Raw genomic sequence first — 17,066 nt, forward strand, 5'->3', positions numbered from 1 at the left:
TGGCCCGAAGGCCGGTGTCATTTCTTTCCTGCGAACTTGTCCGTTGCCCTGATCAACCGATCGAGGATCCCCGGCTCCGAATAGGAATGGCCGGCGCCTTCGATGAGGTGGAAATCCGCCTTCGGCCACGCCTTGTGCAGCGCCCAGGCGTAGCGCGCCGGGCACGGCATGTCGTAGCGGCCATGGACGATGGTGCCGGGGATGTCCTTCAGCTTATGCGCATCGCGCAGCAATTGCCCTTCCTCTAGCCAGCCGGCGTGGACGAAATAATGGTTCTCGATGCGGGCAAAGGCGATGGCGAAGTCGTCCTCACCGAACTTGTCGCTGGTCTCCGGCTCCGGCAGCAAGGTGATCGTCTCGCCTTCCCACAGGCTCCAGGCAAGGGCGGCTTCCATCTGCGCCTTGCGGTCGGAGCCGACCAGCCGCTTGCGGTAAGCGGCCATCATGTCGCCGCGCTCGGCTTGCGGGATCGGCGCCTGGAAACGCTCCCATTTTTCGGGGAACATTTCAGAGACGCCGAACTGATAGTACCATTCGAGTTCGGCGCGGGTCAGCGTGTAGATGCCACGCACGACGAGTTCGCTCACGCGGTCGGGATGCCTCTCGGCATAGGCAAGCGCCAGCGTCGAGCCCCAGGAGCCGCCGAACACCAGCCATTTGTCGAAGCCGCACATCTCGCGCAGGCGCTCGACATCGGCGACCAAATGCCAGGTGGTGTTGGCGTCGAGCGAGGCGTTTGGCGTCGATTTTCCGCAGCCGCGCTGGTCGAACAGAATGACGTCGTAGAGCTTCGGGTCGAACAGCCGCCGATGTTTTGGCGAGAAGCCGCCGCCGGGACCGCCATGCAGGAACACGGCCGGCTTGGCGCCTTTGGTGCCGGAGCGCTCCCAATAGATCTGGTGGCCATCGCCGACATCGAGCATGCCGGACTCGAAGGCCTCGATCTCGGGATAAAGAGTACGAAGTTCACTGCTCATTTCATTGCTCATATCTGCAGGCCGTGCGCCGGCCAGTCCGTGGTTTCGTGGTCGGGATGCTGGAAGGAGATGATCTGCTCCTGGCGGGTGTAGAAATCCGGATCCTGATGCACGGGCTGATCGAAGATCGTCTCCACCCAGGGCAGCCGGACCGCGTAGTTAACCTGGATCTGCGGTGCCAGATCCGAGCGGTCGTCGAAGGCGCCGATGGCGATCTCCAGCGCGCCCGGCTGGCGATAGGTCAGCGGCGTGCCGCAGCGGGCGCAAAAGCCGCGATCGATGTTGACCGACGACTGGAAATAGGTCGGCTCCTCGCGCACCCATTCGACGCCGTCCTTGGGCACCGTCACCAGCGCACCGAAGAACGAGCCGAACTGTTTCTGGCACATACGGCAATGGCAGATGGACGGGCGGCCGAGCTTGCCCTTGATACGGAAGCGCACGGCGCCGCACTGGCAGCCGCCGGTTCGAATTTCATCGGTCATGATCTCTCCTCTGGCGGCCATTGTTCGGTGTCGTGATCGGGATGCTGGTAGGAGACGAGCTCGGCGAGATAAGGGGCCGACGACATGTCGGCCATCGTGTCCTCGCCCGGCAATTGCGGGATGGCATCGACATAGGGCAGTTTTGCCTCTGTGCCCCACTGGATCAGCGGCACGATTTCAGCCGGATTGTCGAAGGCACCAATGGCGAGACCAACGCCATCAGGCGCGGTAAAGGTCAGCGGCGTGCCGCAATTGGCGCAAAAGCCACGATCGACATGGCTGGACGAGGCGAAATATTTCGGTTCGCCGCGCGTCCAGTCGAGCTTGGCGCCGCGCACCGAAACCAGCGGCGCGTAGAAGGACCCGAACGCCTTCTGGCACATGCGGCAATGGCAGATCGAGGCATCGCCCAGCGTGCCCTCGACACGGAAGCGCACCGCACCGCATTGGCAGCCGCCGGTATAGATCGGCCGGTTGTCGAGGCTCATCGCGTCTCACTCCGTTTCATATTTATTCCGGGGCATGACAGACGGCCTCGACATTGTTGCCGTCGGGATCGAAGACGAAGGCGCCATAGTAGTTCGGATGGTAGTGTGGCCGCAGACCCGGCCCGCCATTGTCCTTGCCGCCGGCGGTAAGCGCCGCGGCATGAAAGGCGTCGACCTCGGCGCGGCTGCGCGCGGTGAAGGCGACGTGCTGATGGGTCCTCGGCTCGTCCTTGCCGGCCTGCAGCCAGAACACCGGCCGGTCGCGGCCATAGCCGCCGATCTTGGCGCCGCCGGTATACTCCAGCGGCACCATGTAGATCAGCGAGGCGCCAAGCGGCGCCATTGCCTGATCGTAAAAGGCCTTCGAAGCGTCGAAATCGGCGACGTTGATGCCAAGATGGTCGATCATCTTTTTACCTCCCAGGTGGTGATTCTTTCGCCCGTGACCGGGTCCTTGCCGTCCTTCAACTGCACGCCTTGCGCCAGAAGCTCGTCGCGGATGCGGTCGGCTTCCGCCCAGTTCTTTGCAGCGATCAGAGCGAGGCGGTTGGCGATAGCCTTTGCGACGCTGTCTTCATCCACGTCTGCCGAAGCGACATCGAAGCCGAGGAACAGCAGCGATGCCTTCAGCGAGGCGGCGGCTTCGTTACCCTCCGCCGCCTCGCCGGCAAGCTGCGTCAGCTGCTGGAAGGCGGCGTAGGTGGCGAGATCGTCCGAAAGCGCTGCCACGATTTCCGCCGGCACTTCTCCGGCCGCCGGTGCCAGGTCCGCAGCACGTTTCCATTTGCGCAGCGTGTTCTCAGCCTCTTCCAGCTTGCGCACGGAAAAATCGATCGGCTCGCGATAATGCGTCATCAGCATGGCCAGCCGCAGCACCTCGCCCGGCCATTTGCGGCCGCCGAAGGTCTCAGTCTCCAGCAGCTCGGCGATGGCGTAGAAATTGCCGAGGCTCTTCGACATCTTCTGGCCCTCGACCTGCAGGAAGCCATTGTGCATCCAGACATTGGCCATGACGTCGGTGCCATGCGCGCAGCGCGACTGCGCAATTTCGTTCTCGTGGTGCGGGAAGATCAGATCGAGGCCGCCACCATGGATGTCGAAGACGTCGCCGAGGTAGGCTGCCGACATGGCCGAGCACTCGATGTGCCAGCCGGGTCTGCCCCTGCCCCACGGGCTGTCCCAGCCGGGCTCTTCCGGCGACGACAGTTTCCACAGCACGAAATCGCCGGGGTTCTTCTTGTGCGCATCGACGGCGATGCGAGCGCCGGCCTGCTGTTCGTCGAGATTGCGCTTCGACAGTTCTCCGTAATCCGGCATCGAGGCGGTGTCGAACAGCACCTCGCCGGCGGCGACATAGGCATGGCCGCGGTCGATCAGACGCTCGATGAGGGTGATCATGTCGGCCTTGCCGTCGGCGCGGCGCGCCACGAACTCGGTGGCGCGCGGCTCGACCGTCGGCGGCAAGCAACCGAGTGCGGCGACATCCCTATGGTACTGGTCGGCGGTCTTTTCCGTGACGCGGCGGATCGCCTCGTTGAGCGTCAGTTTTCCGGACGCGATCTCTGTACCGAAATCGCGCAGCGCGCGGGCGTTAATCTTGTCGTCGACATCTGTGATGTTGCGCACATACGTGACACCAGCCTCGCCGTAGACATGACGCAGCAAACGGAACAGCACGTCGAAGACGATCGCCGGCCGCGCATTGCCGATATGGGCAAAGTCGTAGACGGTCGGGCCGCAGACATACATGCGCACATTCGCAGCGTCGATCGGGACGAACACGTCCTTCGTCCGCGTTAGCGTGTTGTAGAGGCTGAGACCCTTCGATGCGTCAGACATGCGTGCCCTTCTGGTCAACTAAGTTCTGGTTAGAGCCGCCCTTGTGCCAAGCACAAATCGGGCTCCAGCCTGCTGGCCGGGGCGTTTGTCCACTCTGGGGAAAGATGAGGCGAAAACGTCCGGACCAGCGCGAGGCTAGCCAATAATGCAAATGCCACAAATGGCGAAAAACGTTTTCATGGGCGGCTTTATCGCCTTGGCCGGTGTTGCCGTCAAGTCGCAACTTCCGGCAAAAGCGTCGCTGGATCACAGGTCATGAGCCACTGAAACATTTTATTAAACATGTCGGCACAGTCATGAAACATTCGCCGGCTAGTTCACCAGAGGTCACGATTCGGTCAGATTCGGCCGGCAAACGCAGACACGGAAATGTTACCAGGGAAGAGATTGATGTCACGAACCAAGCAGGAATCGAGCCGCGCCAAGCAACCAGCGCTTGCCAACCACTACCGTGCGATCGGCCCGGCCGCGATCGTCGCCGCCCTTCTGCACACCGCAAAGAAGAAGAAGCCGGCGCCGAAAATCACTTCGCCCCGCGCTGCATAAGCAAGGCCACCCGGCCGCCGACCAGGCGCGTGCCGGCATGGGAAGGCTGAGGCGCTTGAGAGCGCCTGAAAACAACAGCTCTTCCTATTTTGAGCAGGTTCGTCCCGAAGACTGGCTTCTTGGGATCGTGCTCTAAAACAGCGTCATTTGACTGTCGTCCGCGCCGGGCTTCTGGCGCCTGACCTTCTCGGGCTCAGGCCCGACGATGCCCATGTCCTGTATCTCCGGCCCGGTGTTGGCGACCTTGTTGACGAGGTCGGAGACCGGCACAGCCTCGAAGAAATCGGGCTGTGCGGGTCGAAGCAGGTCGGCCACGTCGCGCGGCTCGAGTGTGCGGCAGTCCAGCCAGCGGGCAAAATCCTTAGGCGCGATCACCACCGGCATGCGGTCATGGATATGGGCGATGCCGGCATTGGCGTTGACCGTGAGGATGGCGCCGGTATCCATCTCCGAACCACCCGGCTCGGCATAGGTTTCGATCAGCCCGGCAAAGGCGACGAGCCCGCCATGCCTTGGCCGTATCCAGTAGGGCTGGCCCTTCTTGCCGCTACCGGATTGCTGCCACTCATAGAAGCCGGAGGCCGGCACCAATGCGCGGCGATGGCGCATCGCGGCTTTGAACGAGGCCTTCTCCGCCGCTCCTTCCGAGCGCGCATTGAACAGCAGCGGAAATTCCCTGGTGTCCTTGACCCAGGCCGGGATTAGACCCCAGCGCACCAGCATCGCCTGGCGATCCGGAAAATTCGAGCCCGGCATGCGCGGCGGTCCGGACAGCGCCATCAGCACCGGCTGCGTCGGCGCGATGTTGTAGCGGGCCGGAAAATCCTCCAGTTCCGCCAGGCCGAGCAAGGCAGCGGTCTGGTCCGGAGTGGCCGTCAGGGCAAAGCGTCCGCACATGGGCAAGCTCGATGAAATGATCCGATCGCGAAAGTGGCGATGGAACCGTCGTTGCGCAACCGCTAAAGCTGCTTGCCGCCGGCCGGTCCACAAGGTCTGGCCTCGGCGAGGCGAATCGAGATCGATGAACGAGCAGCGCAAGACACTTCCCGCCGTCTCCGTCGCCGTCGTGCGCGGCACAACGGTGCTGCTGGTCAAGCGAGCGCGGCCGCCCTCGCAAGGGGTCTACGCCTTTCCCGGCGGCAAGGTAGAGCCCGGCGAGACGCTGCAGGAGGCGGCGGCGCGCGAATTGCTGGAGGAGACCGGGCTGCGGGCGGAAGACTATCGTCCGCTTCGGGATATCCACATCGACGGCAGTAGCGAGAATCATCCGGTCGACTATCTCTTGACGGTCTTCGGCGCTGTCTATGCCGGCGGCGAGGCAACGGCCAGTGACGACGCCGAGACCGCCGCCTTCTATACGCTGAACGAAATGACCGACATGCCGCTCGCGGGCGACGTGTTTGAGGTCACCGAGGAGCTTCTGGGCCCAAGCGGTGCCGGTGTCTGAACCCAGAGAATCGCCTTGCAGGCGACAAATTGTTTCGCCAGATAGACTTATGACCCGCGCCGCGCTCTTCCTCGCCGCATGCCTCGCCGCCAGCACGACTATCGCCGTGCAGCCGGCGCTGGCCGCCGAGTCGCCGTTCGAGCCTGGGCTGATGCGGCTGGCCGAGGTGCTGGGATCGCTGCATTTTCTGCGCAATCTGTGCGGCGAAAAAGGCGACCAGTGGCGCACCGAGATGGAAAAGCTGATCGAATCGGAAAATCCCGATCCCGAGCGGCGCGCCCGCTTCATCGCCAGCTTCAATCGCGGCTACCGCTCCTTCGGCGGCACCTATACGCAATGCACGGCATCGGCGACCGAAGCGATCAGCCGCTACATGAAGGAAGGCGAGACGCTGTCGCGCGACATCGCCTCGCGCTACGGCAACTGACGGGGGCCTGACGTCACAGCCAACGCCTTTTCGAGCATCGGCCTTGTATCCGCGGCGCCTTGATGCAATCTTGGTGTTGCACTTTGGCAACAGTATTAACGAAACGTTAGCGCGCGGATGTGGAATTAACTCAAACTGAAGGTTTTCATCCCGCTCGCCGGTCTAATCGGCTAAGTTTGAACCGGACCGAACGCTGGCGATGAAGTTTGTAAAACACGATCAAAAAAATGTCGTATTTACAAATACTTACTTAGCCTGCGTGGAGATAGGGACAGCCCAAGCCGGATCCGACACGTCGGATCGCCGCTTGAAAAGGGTGGACATCGCAATGGAACATGGCGTCAACGACATCGACGCGCTGGTCAGGGAAGAAAAGCGCCTGACCGCGGTGGAAAGCCATAGCGAGGCCTGGGCGGAAGGCCTGTCGGCCGGCATTGAGCCGGAAATCATCGCCGAGGCGGCACTTGAAACAGCGTTCGGCGAGATGCTGCGCGCCAATGGTGAAACCTCGGCCCTTGCCCTGCTCGACCGCATGCGTGAAAAGGTGATCGCCGGCGCTTTCGAGCCGGAGCGGCTGCGGCACTAGAGCAATTCCAGGAAAAGTGTGAAACGGTTTTCCGTCCGGAATTGCGTCAAGGCAAGGAGCTAGAGCGGCGCGCGTCCCTTGGACGCATAGCGGCGCTTGGGACCTTTGTTCTTTGACGAGGGCGCGCCGGTTGGGCATCATGCCTGGCACCTGAAAAGGTCCGGGCCCAAGGAGAGGCAAGCGGTGAATTTTTCGATGTCAGGCCGGCCTCGCGGCATGGTCCTCAGCATCTGGCTTGCCGCTTCGTGTGCCGCGGTTCCGCTGGCGGTTGTTCTGACCAGCAGCCCCGCCTATGCACTCAGCGAGATCAAGCGCGAGGAGCTTCCGGCGCCAGCTGCGCCGCCCGCCAACGGCGAGACGGCTCCATCCGAAAATACCGTGCCTATGCCCGATCTACCCGGCACGACGCCGCCGGCGGCCAGCCAGCCGAAATCGCCCACAGAGCCCGAACAAAGCGAGCCGGAAGGGCCGACCGACGATGGTGGCGTGGCCAACCCGCGTGTCGATCCCGATGCGCCGGTGCCTGAAGTCGTTTACGACCTTTCCAAATTGCCGGAGCCGGTCAGGCGCATGCACGACCTGATGGTCGAAGCCTGCGTCAGCGGTGACATCGAGAAGCTGAGGCCATTGATCGGCAGTGGCGACACGATGACCCAATTGTCGCTCGGCGAGATCGAGGGCGACCCGATCGCCTTCCTGAAAGGACTTTCGGGCGACTCTGAAGGCCAGGAAATCCTCGCCATCATGGAAGAGGTGCTCAATGCCGGCTACGTCCATGTCGACGTCGGCACGCCGCAGGAGCTCTATGTCTGGCCGTATTTCTTCGCCCTGCCGTTAGACAAGCTCAATGCCAAACAGCGGGTCGAACTGTTCAAGATCGTCACCGCCGGCGACTATGACGACATGAAGCAGTTCGGCGCCTACATCTTCTACCGCGTCGGCATCACGCCCGCCGGGCAGTGGACGTTCTTCGTCGCCGGGGATTGAGTTTTTCCTATTGGCCAGTGTTGGAGGGCTCCCCCCCAATACCCGCCTCTGGCCAGATGCGGATGCGTTCGTTTCGAAGAGCTGAAATCGCTTCGACTGCCGCTTCAGGATCCATTTGCAAGACCTCGGCCGCATGGCGTAGTTCGTCCTTGTCCCGCAGCCGGTTTACCACCCAAGCCACCTTGCGCTCTATATCCAGGCCATAGGCCGCCTGTGCCTTGCGAAGAGCATCGCTCGGGATTTCCTTATAGACACTAACCAGCACTCCAAGATCGATGGCATCGCGATATGCGATCGCGCGATCCTGGCACCGATCGGCATTGGCCAACAACTTCTCGGCAAACATATCCGTCGGAACCAGGGCGGATACATTCAGATCGTCGTCGAACCGGCCTTGCAGTTTGATGCGACCTTCGCGGATGACTTCGAACTTGATCGTTTGGCCTTTCAATCGCACAATCGTCCGCAAGCCATATTGATCGATCTGGAAGTCTCGAACGGCTTCAACCGGCTCAGGAAAGAATACTCTGACGCCGCGTTCGGCTGCCGCGGTCCGCAATTCCCGATAGCCATCGCTGTCGGCACACAGGAAGTCCACATCCAGTGAGCGGCGGTATTCCCCGAATTTCATGACAATAGCCGTCCCCCCGCCGAACCAACATTGGTTTACTGTCAGGAAACGCCGGTCCATCAATCCGAGCACTTCGGCAATGATCTGGTGCTCGGGCCTCTTGAATTCCTTCATAACGCTCGCGCTATGTCCTGTTGATATTCTGGCTGCGAGGGAAAGATCAGGAGAAGAACCGAGTTCAGCCAGCGGTCAAAAGCACGCCATGACCGAATTTGTCTGCCAGACTTTGGATAAGCAGTTTTTCACGCATGGTAAGGCGCTTTTGATCGACAAACCGCCAATTGCGCTCGTACAGCGCAAATGCCTCTTCGGCTGGAATCGGACGTGCCACGTCGCGGTTCCAGGCTATCGCCTGAAGCTCCGGAAACTCCGCGGGGACAATCATGGGCGTGATATCTGCGTTCATAGCGCCCTTAACGTAGTGGATAGTGCTTAAAAAATCCAACGCAGTAAGAAACCGCTAAGCCGACAGCGCCTCGGAAAACTCCACCGGCCTGCCCTGCCCGGGCGTGACGACCTCGCCGTCCCACATGATACGGCGGCCGCGCACGATGGTGCCGACCGGCCAGCCGGTGACTTCCTTGCCGTCATAGGGCGTCCAGCCGGCTTTGGAGCCGGCCTGTGCATTGGTGATGGTCTCGCGACGCTTCATGTCGACAATGGTGAAATCGGCGTCGTAGCCGGCGGCGATGCGGCCTTTTCTGGCCATGCCGAAGATGCGCTGCGGGCCGTGGCTGGACAGGTCGACGAAGCGCTGCAAGGTCAGCCGGCCGGCATTGACGTGGTCGAGCATGATCGGCACCAGCGTCTGCACCCCGGTCATCCCCGACGGCGATGCCGGATAGGGCTTTGCCTTCTCGGCCAGCGTGTGCGGCGCGTGATCGGAGCCCAGCACATCGACAATGCCTTGCGCAATGCCGTGCCAGACGCCGTCGCGATGGCGCGCCGCCCGCACCGGCGGGTTCATCTGGATCAGCGTTCCCAGCCGCGCATAATCGTCGGCGGCGAGCGTCAAATGATGCGGCGTCGCCTCGCAGGTGGCGACATCCTTGTGCTGCTCGAGGAACAGGATCTCCTCCGCCGTGGAGATGTGCAGGACATGGATGCGGGCGCGGGTGCTTCGCGCGATGCGCACCAGCCGCTCCGTGCAGCGCAAGGCAGCGATCTCGTCGCGCCAGACGGGATGCGATGACGGGTCGCCCTCGACGCGCAGGCCGAGACGCTCGCGCAGCCGGAACTCGTCCTCCGAGTGGAAGGCGGCGCGGCGGCGGGTGTTTCTCAGGATCGAAGCGACACCCTCGTCGTCCTCAACCAGCAGGTCGCCGGTGGACGAGCCCATGAACACTTTTATGCCGGCAGCACCGGGCAACCGCTCGAGTTCGCCGACATCATTGGCGTTCTCGCGCGTGCCACCGACCCAGAAGGCGAAGTCGCAGTGCATGCGGCCGGTGCCGCGCCGCACCTTGTCGGCAAGCGCCGCCTCGCTGGTGGTCAGCGGGTTGGTGTTGGGCATTTCGAAGACGGCGGTGACGCCGCCCAGCACAGCGGCGCGCGAACCCGTCTCCAGATCTTCCTTGTGCTCCAGCCCCGGTTCACGGAAATGCACCTGGCTGTCGACGACGCCCGGCAGAATGTGCAGGCCGTGGCAGTCGATCGTTTCGCCGGCCGAGGCCTGGCGAAAATCCCCGATGGCCGCGATGCGGCCGTCCCTGATGCCGACGTCGCGGGCGCCCTCGCCGTCATGGTTGACCACCGTGCCGCCTGTCAGGATGAGGTCGAAGGTGATGGCCATGGGCGTTCGGTCTCTTGCGGGGGGAGTATCAGCGGCTTACGTAATGACCGACTGTTTTGCAAGATCAGGTTCTTTGCCGCCCATGCCCTTTGCCCCGCTCGACAACCGCGCCCTCATTGCCGTGTCTGGCCCGGATGCCGAGCATTTTTTGCAGAACATCCTCACCACCGACCTCGATACGCTGGGCGCCGCAGAGGCAAAGCCCGGCGCGCTGCTGTCGCCGCAAGGCAAGATCCTGTTCGATTTCCTGATCTCGCGCAGCGGCGAGAACAGCTTTCGGCTGGAATGCCGCGCTGATGTCGCCGATGATTTCCTGCGCCGGCTGACGCTCTACAAGCTGCGCGCCAAGGTCGAGATTGCCAAGCAGGATCAATCGCTTGTGACGGTCGCATGGGGGCCCGATTCAACCGCCTCACAAACTGATTCAACTGACGTTGCTGATGCACGCTTCAGCCAGCTGTCAGTCACGCGCAGCTATGGCGGCACGCCGGCGGGCGGCGACGCCGCCGCGTGGCAAGCGCTCCGCATAGCCCACGGCATTGCCGAGAGCGGTTCCGACTATCAGCTCGGCGACGCCTTTCCGCATGACGTGCTGCTCGACGAGACCGGCGGGGTCGGCTTCAAGAAGGGCTGCTATGTCGGCCAGGAAGTGGTCTCGCGCATGCAGCATCGCGGCACCGCCAGGCGGCGCGTGATGATCGTTTCGGCCGACCATGCCTTGCCCGCGCCGGGCACGGAGCTGACGGTTGCAGGGCGGCCGGTCGGCACGCTCGGCTCGAGCGAAGGTACGAGCGGCCTTGCCATTGCCCGCATCGACCGGGTCAAGGCGGCGCTCGATGCCGGCCAGCCGATCCTGGCGGGTGACGTCGCTGTTTCGCTCGCTATTCCCTCTTGGGCAAAGTTCAGCTTTCCCAGGGAAGCGGTCGGCGCGGAGGACGCCTGATGGCCGCCGACCGTGTCGGCGCGCCGCCGCGCGCCTGGCAGCGCATGCTGTCGGGACGACGGCTCGACCTGCTCGACCCCTCGCCGCTCGACATCGAAATCTCCGACATCGCTCATGGGCTTGCCCGCGTCGCCCGCTGGAACGGTCAGACCCGCGGTGATCACGCATTTTCGGTTGCCCAGCATTCGCTGCTGGTCGAGGCGCTTTTTGGCGAATTGCAGCCGGACGCCTCGGCCAATGCACGGCTGGCCGCCCTGCTGCACGACGCGCCGGAATATGTCATCGGCGACATGATCTCGCCGTTCAAATCGGTGATGGGCGGCTCCTACAAGGACTGTGAGTTGAGGCTGCAGCGCGCCATCCACCAACGCTTTTCGCTACCGCCCGAACTCGGCGTCGGCCTGCGCAAGGAGATCAAGCGCGCCGACCAGATCGCTGCTTACTACGAGGCGACGCTGCTCGCCGGCTTTTCGACCGCGGAGGCAACCGAGTTCTTCGGCCGGCCGCGCGGCTTCAATGCCGACCGCTTCGATTTCACCCCGCGCTCGGTGACCTCGGCGCAGGCAGCGTTTCTCAAGCGCTATGCGACGATCGAAAAGCAGCGCCAGGCAGCGGTTGCCGTGCGTTCGGCCGAGTGAACATACGCTAAATTAACCAGCGGGACCCACAGTACCGGGTTTCGATCACGGTCAGCAGGTACGCCTCATGTCCGTTGCGCACGTCAAGGGTGGTTCGCCCGTCCGCAGACGGGAAGCCGGAGGCGTCGCCCCGCCAAGGCAGATCGCAGACGAATTGCGCCACCAGAACGAGCGCTTCTCGGCGGCTGTCGAGAACATGTCGCATGGCCTGTGCATGTTCGATGCCGACGAGCGGATGATCATCTGCAACGGCAACTATCTGAGGATCTTCTCCCTCGATGCGAAGATCGTGCGGCCCGGCATCCCGTTCCTGGATATCCTCCAGCACAGCGTCGACATCGGCGTCGCCTCACAGAGCGCCCAAGACCTCTATGCCATCCGCAAGCCCTATATCGAGCGAGCGCAAGCCTCGACCTACGAGGAAATACTGTCGGACGGCCGTATCGTTTCCATCACCCATCGGCCGCTGGCCTCGGGCGGCTGGGTGTCGATCTATGAGGACATTACGGAGCAAAGGCGGGCCCAGCAGGAACTGAAAGAGCAGCACCGCCGCTTCGATGCGGCGCTGGCCAACATGTCGCAAGGCCTGTTGATGTATGACACGGACGGCACGCTGATCGTGCGCAACCAGCGCTTCTTCGACCTCTACAACGTCACGCCCAGCGACTTCCCGCTCGGCATGAGCCATCGCCACCTGCTCGAGCAGCTGGTGCGCCTGCGCATCTATCCGTCGATAGATATTGATGGCGAGATCTCCAAGACCAGGGCCAGCCTGCAGGCCGGCGAAACGCGTTCGACAAACCGCAGCCTTGCCGATGGCCGAACGTTGCTGATTGCGCGCCGGCCGCTTGCCGGCGGCGGCTGGGTGGCGACCTTCGAAGACATCACCGAGCGCCGGCGCGCCGAAGAGCGCATGAGCCACCTTGCCCATTACGACACGCTGACCGACCTGCCCAACCGCTCGATGTTCCGCGAACGGCTCGACCAGGCGCTTGGCGAAACCGCCGATACACCGCTGGCGATATTCTCGCTCGACCTCGATCGCTTCAAGGCCGTCAACGACACCTGGGGGCACCCGGCCGGCGACTGGCTGCTGAAGTGCGTGGCCCAGCGGCTGCGGCACAGTTTGCGCAGCGACACCGATGTCGTCGCCCGCCTCGGCGGGGACGAGTTCGCCATCCTCCAGTTCAATCCCAAAGGTGCTGCGGACGCGGAAAAACTGGCAAAGCGCATCGTCGCTGTCATCGGCCAGCCGTTCCGCGACAAGGGCCGTGACATGCATGTCGGCATCAGCCTAGGTATCGCTCTCTACCCCGATGACGGCAAGGACGCCGACACGCTTTTGAAGAACGCCGACATGGCGCTCTACAGGGGCAAAAGCGAAGGCCGCAACGTCTACCGTTTTTTCGATCCCGGCATGGATGCCATGGTGCGGGCGCGCCGGGCGCTCGAAACCGATCTCGAGACCGCGCTGAAGCGGCAGGAATTCGTCCTGGATTTCCAGCCGATCACCGACATCGCGTCCGGCGAAATCGTCGGCGCCGAAGCCTTGATGCGGTGGAATTCGCCGACGCGCGGCCTGGTGGCGCCCGACGATTTCATCGCGGCAGCCGAAGACAGCGGACTGATCGTTCCGCTGGGCGAATGGGCGCTGAAACAGGCCTGCAACGTGGCCGCGGGCTGGCCACCTGGAATGCGCATCGCCGTCAACGTCTCGGCCGTGCAGATCAAAAGCGCCGACTTTGCCCGCAGCGTGATTTCGGCGCTGGCCGTTTCCGGCGTGCCGGCCTGGCGGCTTGAGCTGGAGATCACCGAAACCGTGCTGATGGATGAGAGCGAGACGGTGCTGAAGACGCTGAGGCAGCTGCGCGAACTCGGCATCCGCATCGCGCTGGACGATTTCGGCACCGGCTATTCGTCGCTCGGCTATCTCAGGCGTTTTCCCGTCGACAAGATCAAGATCGATCGTTCGTTCATCCATGATATCGATAACAAAGATACGGCGGCGATCGTGCGCTCGATCATCGGGCTTGGTGCCGAACTTGGCATCACCGTCACCGCCGAAGGCGTCGAGACCGAAGCGCAGCTAGATGTATTGCGCAAGGCTGGCTGCGTCGAGGCGCAGGGCTTTCTGATCGGCGTGCCGTCAAAGGCGGCTGACATGGCTCGACTGCTCAAGTTGAGGGCAGCGTCCCGGCTCGCCTGAACATGCCCGGGGTCATTCCATGCGCGGCGCGGAAGGTGCGCGAAAGATGGCTCTGATCGGAGAAGCCGGCCGCAAAGGCTGCGTCGGCGAGGTTTGAGCCTTGGCGGATCAGGAGATCGGCGCGGCGCAGCCGGCGGTCACGGATGAAGGCAGCGGGGGTGAGACCCAGCACTTTCTTGAAATCCCGGATGACCTGAAAGCGTGTCACGCCCGCGGCTTCGGCGAGCCGATGCAGATCGAGGTCCGAAGTCAGCCTGTCCTCGATGAGCTGTTCATAGACCCGGAGCCTGTTTTTCGATCCGAAGCTTTCGACCGCTTCGCGCCGCCTGCCGCCCCAGTCGCCGTGACGCAGGATGAGCTTGCGCAGGGCGATGAGCATGGATGTCTCGGCACTTGTGACATCGCCTGATGTCGAGCTTTGGTGTGCCGCGGCCACCGCCTGGACGAGGTCGGCATCATCGACGATCGTTTGTGAAAACAGTGGCGCACGATCCTGCCCGAGTTCTGCAGCGATCGCGCCCATGAGTGAGGCGGAGGGATAGAAAGTGCGGTAGCCCCAACCCTGCTCGGCACCCGCCTCGCCATCATGCCATATCTCCGGATTGACGAGGAGGACCGTGCCCGTCGGGGCGACGACGGTCTCGTTGCCGATGCGGACACGCTCACAACCCTGCGTGATCAGGGCGACGACATAGGTCGGGTGGGTGTGCAGCTGGTAGCGATGCCGGGTGAAGCGCGCCTTGAGCATGCCAAGATCGCGAAAGCGCGGATGACGCCAGAACTGCGTTGTCTCCTGCGGCTGCTGAATTCCCGACACGGTCAATCCTGTTCAAGACGCTGCCGGCGCAAAACCCTTTAGGTGCTGGCATCGACAAGGCCGAATTTACGACGGCCGGCAAGGAGAACGCAATGCTGCACAACGACCCCGTCGCCGCCCTCACCCCGCAGGTGGTGGAATGGCGGCATCACATCCACGCCAATCCCGAGCTTGGTTTCAGCGAGTATGAGACCGCGCGCTTCGTCGCCGAAAAGCTGCGCGCCTTCGGGCTCGACGAAATCCATGAAGGCATAGGCGGCACCGGTGTCGTCGGCGTCCTCAGGGGACGGCCGGGGGAGCGCGCGATCGGGCTCCGGGCCGAACTCGATGCCTTGCCTGTGCTGGAAAAGACGGGATTGCCCTACGCGTCGAAAAAGGATGGCATGATGCATGCCTGCGGCCATGACGGCCACACTGCGATGCTGCTCGGCGCTGCCAAGCTGCTCGCCGATAGCAGAGCCTTCGACGGCGCCGTCTATTTCATCTTCCAGCCTGCGGAAGAGAATGAAGGCGGCAGCATGCGGATGATCGAGGACCGGCTTTTCGAGCGCTTCCCGGTCGAAGCCGTTTACGCCGTCCACAACTGGCCGGGACTGCCGCTCGGAAAGATCGCGGCCCGTGCCGGTGCGATGATGGCGGCCGTCGACACTTTCGAGTTGAGCTTCGAGGGAACCGGCGCACATGCCGCCATGCCACAGCTTGGCGACGACCCCGTGCTCGCGGCCAGCGCCTTCGTCCAGGCCGTCCAGCGCATCGTCAGCCGCTCGGTCGATCCGCAGACGGCGCTGGTCGTCTCGATCACGCAGATCCATGGCGGCAATGTCGGCAACATCGTCCCGGGCAAGGTCTGGCTGCAGGGAACCTGCCGCTTCTTCGAGCCCGCTCTGTCGGACCATTGCGAAAGACTGATCGGGGAGATCGCGGAGGGTATCGCTGCGGCGCACAGCCTGACCTGCAAGCTCGCCTATCGGAAAGGCTATCCGCCGCTGGTCAACTCGTCAGTCGCGACAGAACAGGCCGTCGATGCTGCCACCGCTGTCGTAGGCCGCGAGCAGGTCGAGACCGCATTCAACCCGAGCCTCGGCTGCGAGGATTTTGCCTATATGGTCCGCGAAGCCGGCGGCTGCTACGTGTGGATCGGCGCCGGCGCGGTCGGGCCGGGCGAAGGGCTGCACGGCGATCACTATGTCTTCAACGACGCCATCGTTCCCACCGTGCTCCGCTATTTCGTCACCCTCGTCGAGCAGACGCTACCGGCCACGGCAGCCGAGACCGCAGTTTGAACACCGCCGTCAGCGCAGCGTCTCGATGTATTTTTCGTGGAAGCTGACATAGCCGGGCTCGACCACTTTGAGATGCCGTTCGATCAACTGGTGGAACGCCGGCAGCTGGTGGAATGGAACGCCGGGATAGGCGTGATGCTCGGCGTGGTACGGCATGTTCCAGGCAACCTTGCGTACCAGCCAGTTGGTCAGCGTGGTGCGGGTGTTTTCGAGCATGTTGGCGACGAGCGGGCAGCGGCCATGTTCGGCCAGCAGATAGAGCCTGAGGAAGGGCTGGCCGAGCAGCGCCGGCACGATCCAGACATAGAGCAGCACGCTTGCCTTGAACCAGAGTGCGAGCGCCGCGACCACGACGTAGAAGGCGATCATGGCGCGGGCTTCGGTGCGTACCTTGGGCAGGCCTTTTGGCGGCACGTAGCCGTCGCGGCAGCCGCCGGTCGCGTTGGTGTAGAGCGTCCGCAAATGCCCCCACCACACCGGCAGGCCGGAGACATGGACGATATATTGCCGCATCGTCTCCGGTTTCGGAAAGGCGAGCTCGGGATCGTTCTCGGGATCCTGGGTGAAGCGGTGATGGGCGAAGTGGAAGTAGCGAAACCAGTCGGCCGGCAGCGCGATCGCCAGGCTGCAGACCCTTGCCACGGCATCGTTGAGCCATTGCGTCTCGAAGGCCGTCCTGTGCACCGTCTCATGCAGCAGGGTGAACAGGAAGACGATAAGAATGCCTTGCGGCAGCATCAGCACTGGCCAGTATGGCACCTCAGCCGCAATCAGCGCGCCGATAATGATGATCTCGCCGAGATGGAAGGCGAGTTGGACCAGTCCCGGCCCGTCCGATTTGCCGGTCAGGCGGCTGCGCTGCTCATTGGTCAGCGACGCGATGACATCGCGATGGTCTCTGGGTTCGGTCTGGGCTGATACGGTCATGGCGCCACGCTACCCCAACAAGAAACCTTTCGAAAAACGAGGATTTC

20 protein-coding genes are annotated in these 17,066 nt (G+C 62.9%); 9 read left to right on the forward strand and 11 right to left on the reverse strand.

Annotated features, from left to right (window positions below; translation table 11 throughout):
• Positions 1 to 17: 17 nt before the first annotated feature.
• From pip to cysS, 5 genes are read right to left on the reverse strand one after another with little or no spacing between them, the layout of a single operon-like run.
• Entirely contained in the window at positions 18 to 977 is a 960-nt protein-coding gene (gene pip / locus AC1D1B_RS08830; protein ID WP_477331239.1) for a prolyl aminopeptidase, read from the reverse strand.
• Between the two features lie 8 nt (positions 978 to 985).
• Positions 986 to 1,462: a GFA family protein gene (locus AC1D1B_RS08835; protein ID WP_477331241.1), complete on the reverse strand. Its 477-nt coding sequence runs from the start codon at positions 1,460 to 1,462 to the stop codon at positions 986 to 988.
• Entirely contained in the window at positions 1,459 to 1,950 is a 492-nt protein-coding gene (locus AC1D1B_RS08840; RefSeq protein ID WP_477331243.1) for a GFA family protein, read from the reverse strand. The genes AC1D1B_RS08835 and AC1D1B_RS08840 overlap by 4 nt, the downstream gene beginning before the upstream one ends.
• A gap of 22 nt (positions 1,951 to 1,972) precedes the next feature.
• Positions 1,973 to 2,359 carry a VOC family protein gene (locus AC1D1B_RS08845; protein ID WP_477331245.1) on the reverse strand — a complete coding sequence of 129 codons (387 nt, stop codon included), beginning with the start codon at positions 2,357 to 2,359 and terminating at the stop codon, positions 1,973 to 1,975.
• Positions 2,356 to 3,789 carry a cysteine--tRNA ligase gene (gene cysS / locus AC1D1B_RS08850; protein ID WP_477331247.1) on the reverse strand — a complete coding sequence of 478 codons (1,434 nt, stop codon included), beginning with the start codon at positions 3,787 to 3,789 and terminating at the stop codon, positions 2,356 to 2,358. The genes AC1D1B_RS08845 and cysS overlap by 4 nt, the downstream gene beginning before the upstream one ends.
• A gap of 390 nt (positions 3,790 to 4,179) precedes the next feature.
• Here cysS and AC1D1B_RS08855 point away from each other — a divergent pair, with 390 nt between their 5' ends.
• Entirely contained in the window at positions 4,180 to 4,335 is a 156-nt protein-coding gene (locus AC1D1B_RS08855; RefSeq protein ID WP_112560752.1) for a hypothetical protein, read from the forward strand.
• Between the two features lie 132 nt (positions 4,336 to 4,467).
• Here AC1D1B_RS08855 and AC1D1B_RS08860 read toward each other — a convergent pair whose 3' ends face one another.
• Positions 4,468 to 5,232, reverse strand: a complete 765-nt coding sequence (locus tag AC1D1B_RS08860) for an SOS response-associated peptidase (protein ID WP_477331249.1) — start codon at positions 5,230 to 5,232, stop codon at positions 4,468 to 4,470.
• 124 nt (positions 5,233 to 5,356) lie between these two features.
• Here AC1D1B_RS08860 and AC1D1B_RS08865 point away from each other — a divergent pair, with 124 nt between their 5' ends.
• The 4 genes from AC1D1B_RS08865 (at position 5,357) to AC1D1B_RS08880 (ending at position 7,782) form a co-directional block, all read left to right on the forward strand.
• The gene (locus tag AC1D1B_RS08865) at positions 5,357 to 5,782 is read left to right on the forward strand and encodes an NUDIX hydrolase (RefSeq protein ID WP_477331251.1); all 426 of its coding nucleotides are present in this window, start codon (positions 5,357 to 5,359) and stop codon (positions 5,780 to 5,782) included.
• A 49-nt stretch (positions 5,783 to 5,831) separates the two neighbouring features.
• On the forward strand, positions 5,832 to 6,209 hold the full coding sequence (locus tag AC1D1B_RS08870) for a TIGR02301 family protein (protein ID WP_477331253.1): 378 nt from the start codon (positions 5,832 to 5,834) through the stop codon (positions 6,207 to 6,209).
• 328 nt (positions 6,210 to 6,537) lie between these two features.
• Entirely contained in the window at positions 6,538 to 6,795 is a 258-nt protein-coding gene (locus AC1D1B_RS08875; protein ID WP_008874920.1) for a hypothetical protein, read from the forward strand.
• 183 nt (positions 6,796 to 6,978) lie between these two features.
• Positions 6,979 to 7,782, forward strand: a complete 804-nt coding sequence (locus AC1D1B_RS08880; protein WP_477331255.1) for a hypothetical protein — start codon at positions 6,979 to 6,981, stop codon at positions 7,780 to 7,782.
• 7 nt (positions 7,783 to 7,789) lie between these two features.
• Here AC1D1B_RS08880 and AC1D1B_RS08885 read toward each other — a convergent pair whose 3' ends face one another.
• From AC1D1B_RS08885 to AC1D1B_RS08895, 3 genes are all read right to left on the reverse strand, one after another.
• A complete protein-coding gene (locus tag AC1D1B_RS08885) occupies positions 7,790 to 8,527 on the reverse strand; it encodes a nucleotidyl transferase AbiEii/AbiGii toxin family protein (protein WP_477331257.1) in 738 nt (245 codons plus the stop codon).
• A 64-nt stretch (positions 8,528 to 8,591) separates the two neighbouring features.
• The gene (locus AC1D1B_RS08890; RefSeq protein WP_181058983.1) at positions 8,592 to 8,819 is read right to left on the reverse strand and encodes a hypothetical protein; all 228 of its coding nucleotides are present in this window, start codon (positions 8,817 to 8,819) and stop codon (positions 8,592 to 8,594) included.
• 54 nt (positions 8,820 to 8,873) lie between these two features.
• The gene (locus tag AC1D1B_RS08895; protein ID WP_477331259.1) at positions 8,874 to 10,205 is read right to left on the reverse strand and encodes a dihydroorotase; all 1,332 of its coding nucleotides are present in this window, start codon (positions 10,203 to 10,205) and stop codon (positions 8,874 to 8,876) included.
• A gap of 82 nt (positions 10,206 to 10,287) precedes the next feature.
• Here AC1D1B_RS08895 and ygfZ point away from each other — a divergent pair, with 82 nt between their 5' ends.
• The 3 genes from ygfZ to AC1D1B_RS08910 all read left to right on the forward strand — a co-directional run bounded on the left by ygfZ (position 10,288) and on the right by AC1D1B_RS08910 (position 13,992).
• The gene (gene ygfZ, locus AC1D1B_RS08900; protein WP_477331261.1) at positions 10,288 to 11,148 is read left to right on the forward strand and encodes a CAF17-like 4Fe-4S cluster assembly/insertion protein YgfZ; all 861 of its coding nucleotides are present in this window, start codon (positions 10,288 to 10,290) and stop codon (positions 11,146 to 11,148) included.
• A complete protein-coding gene (locus AC1D1B_RS08905) occupies positions 11,148 to 11,786 on the forward strand; it encodes an HD domain-containing protein (RefSeq protein ID WP_477331263.1) in 639 nt (212 codons plus the stop codon). The genes ygfZ and AC1D1B_RS08905 overlap by 1 nt, the downstream gene beginning before the upstream one ends.
• A 67-nt stretch (positions 11,787 to 11,853) precedes the next feature.
• Positions 11,854 to 13,992, forward strand: coding sequence for a putative bifunctional diguanylate cyclase/phosphodiesterase (locus AC1D1B_RS08910; protein ID WP_477331265.1), 2,139 nt, complete (start codon positions 11,854 to 11,856; stop codon positions 13,990 to 13,992).
• Here AC1D1B_RS08910 and AC1D1B_RS08915 read toward each other — a convergent pair.
• Complete coding sequence (locus tag AC1D1B_RS08915; RefSeq protein WP_477331267.1) at positions 13,961 to 14,740, reverse strand: AraC family transcriptional regulator; 780 nt, start codon at positions 14,738 to 14,740, stop codon at positions 13,961 to 13,963. The genes AC1D1B_RS08910 and AC1D1B_RS08915 overlap by 32 nt on opposite strands.
• A gap of 161 nt (positions 14,741 to 14,901) precedes the next feature.
• Between AC1D1B_RS08915 and AC1D1B_RS08920 the strand changes: the two genes are divergently transcribed.
• A complete protein-coding gene (locus AC1D1B_RS08920) occupies positions 14,902 to 16,092 on the forward strand; it encodes an amidohydrolase (RefSeq protein WP_477331269.1) in 1,191 nt (396 codons plus the stop codon).
• Positions 16,093 to 16,101: 9 nt separating this feature from the next.
• Here AC1D1B_RS08920 and AC1D1B_RS08925 read toward each other — a convergent pair whose 3' ends face one another.
• Positions 16,102 to 17,019: a fatty acid desaturase family protein gene (locus tag AC1D1B_RS08925; protein WP_477331271.1), complete on the reverse strand. Its 918-nt coding sequence runs from the start codon at positions 17,017 to 17,019 to the stop codon at positions 16,102 to 16,104.
• Positions 17,020 to 17,066: the final 47 nt, after the last annotated feature.

The organism is Mesorhizobium sp. P2_C5_2 (assembly GCF_056404535.1).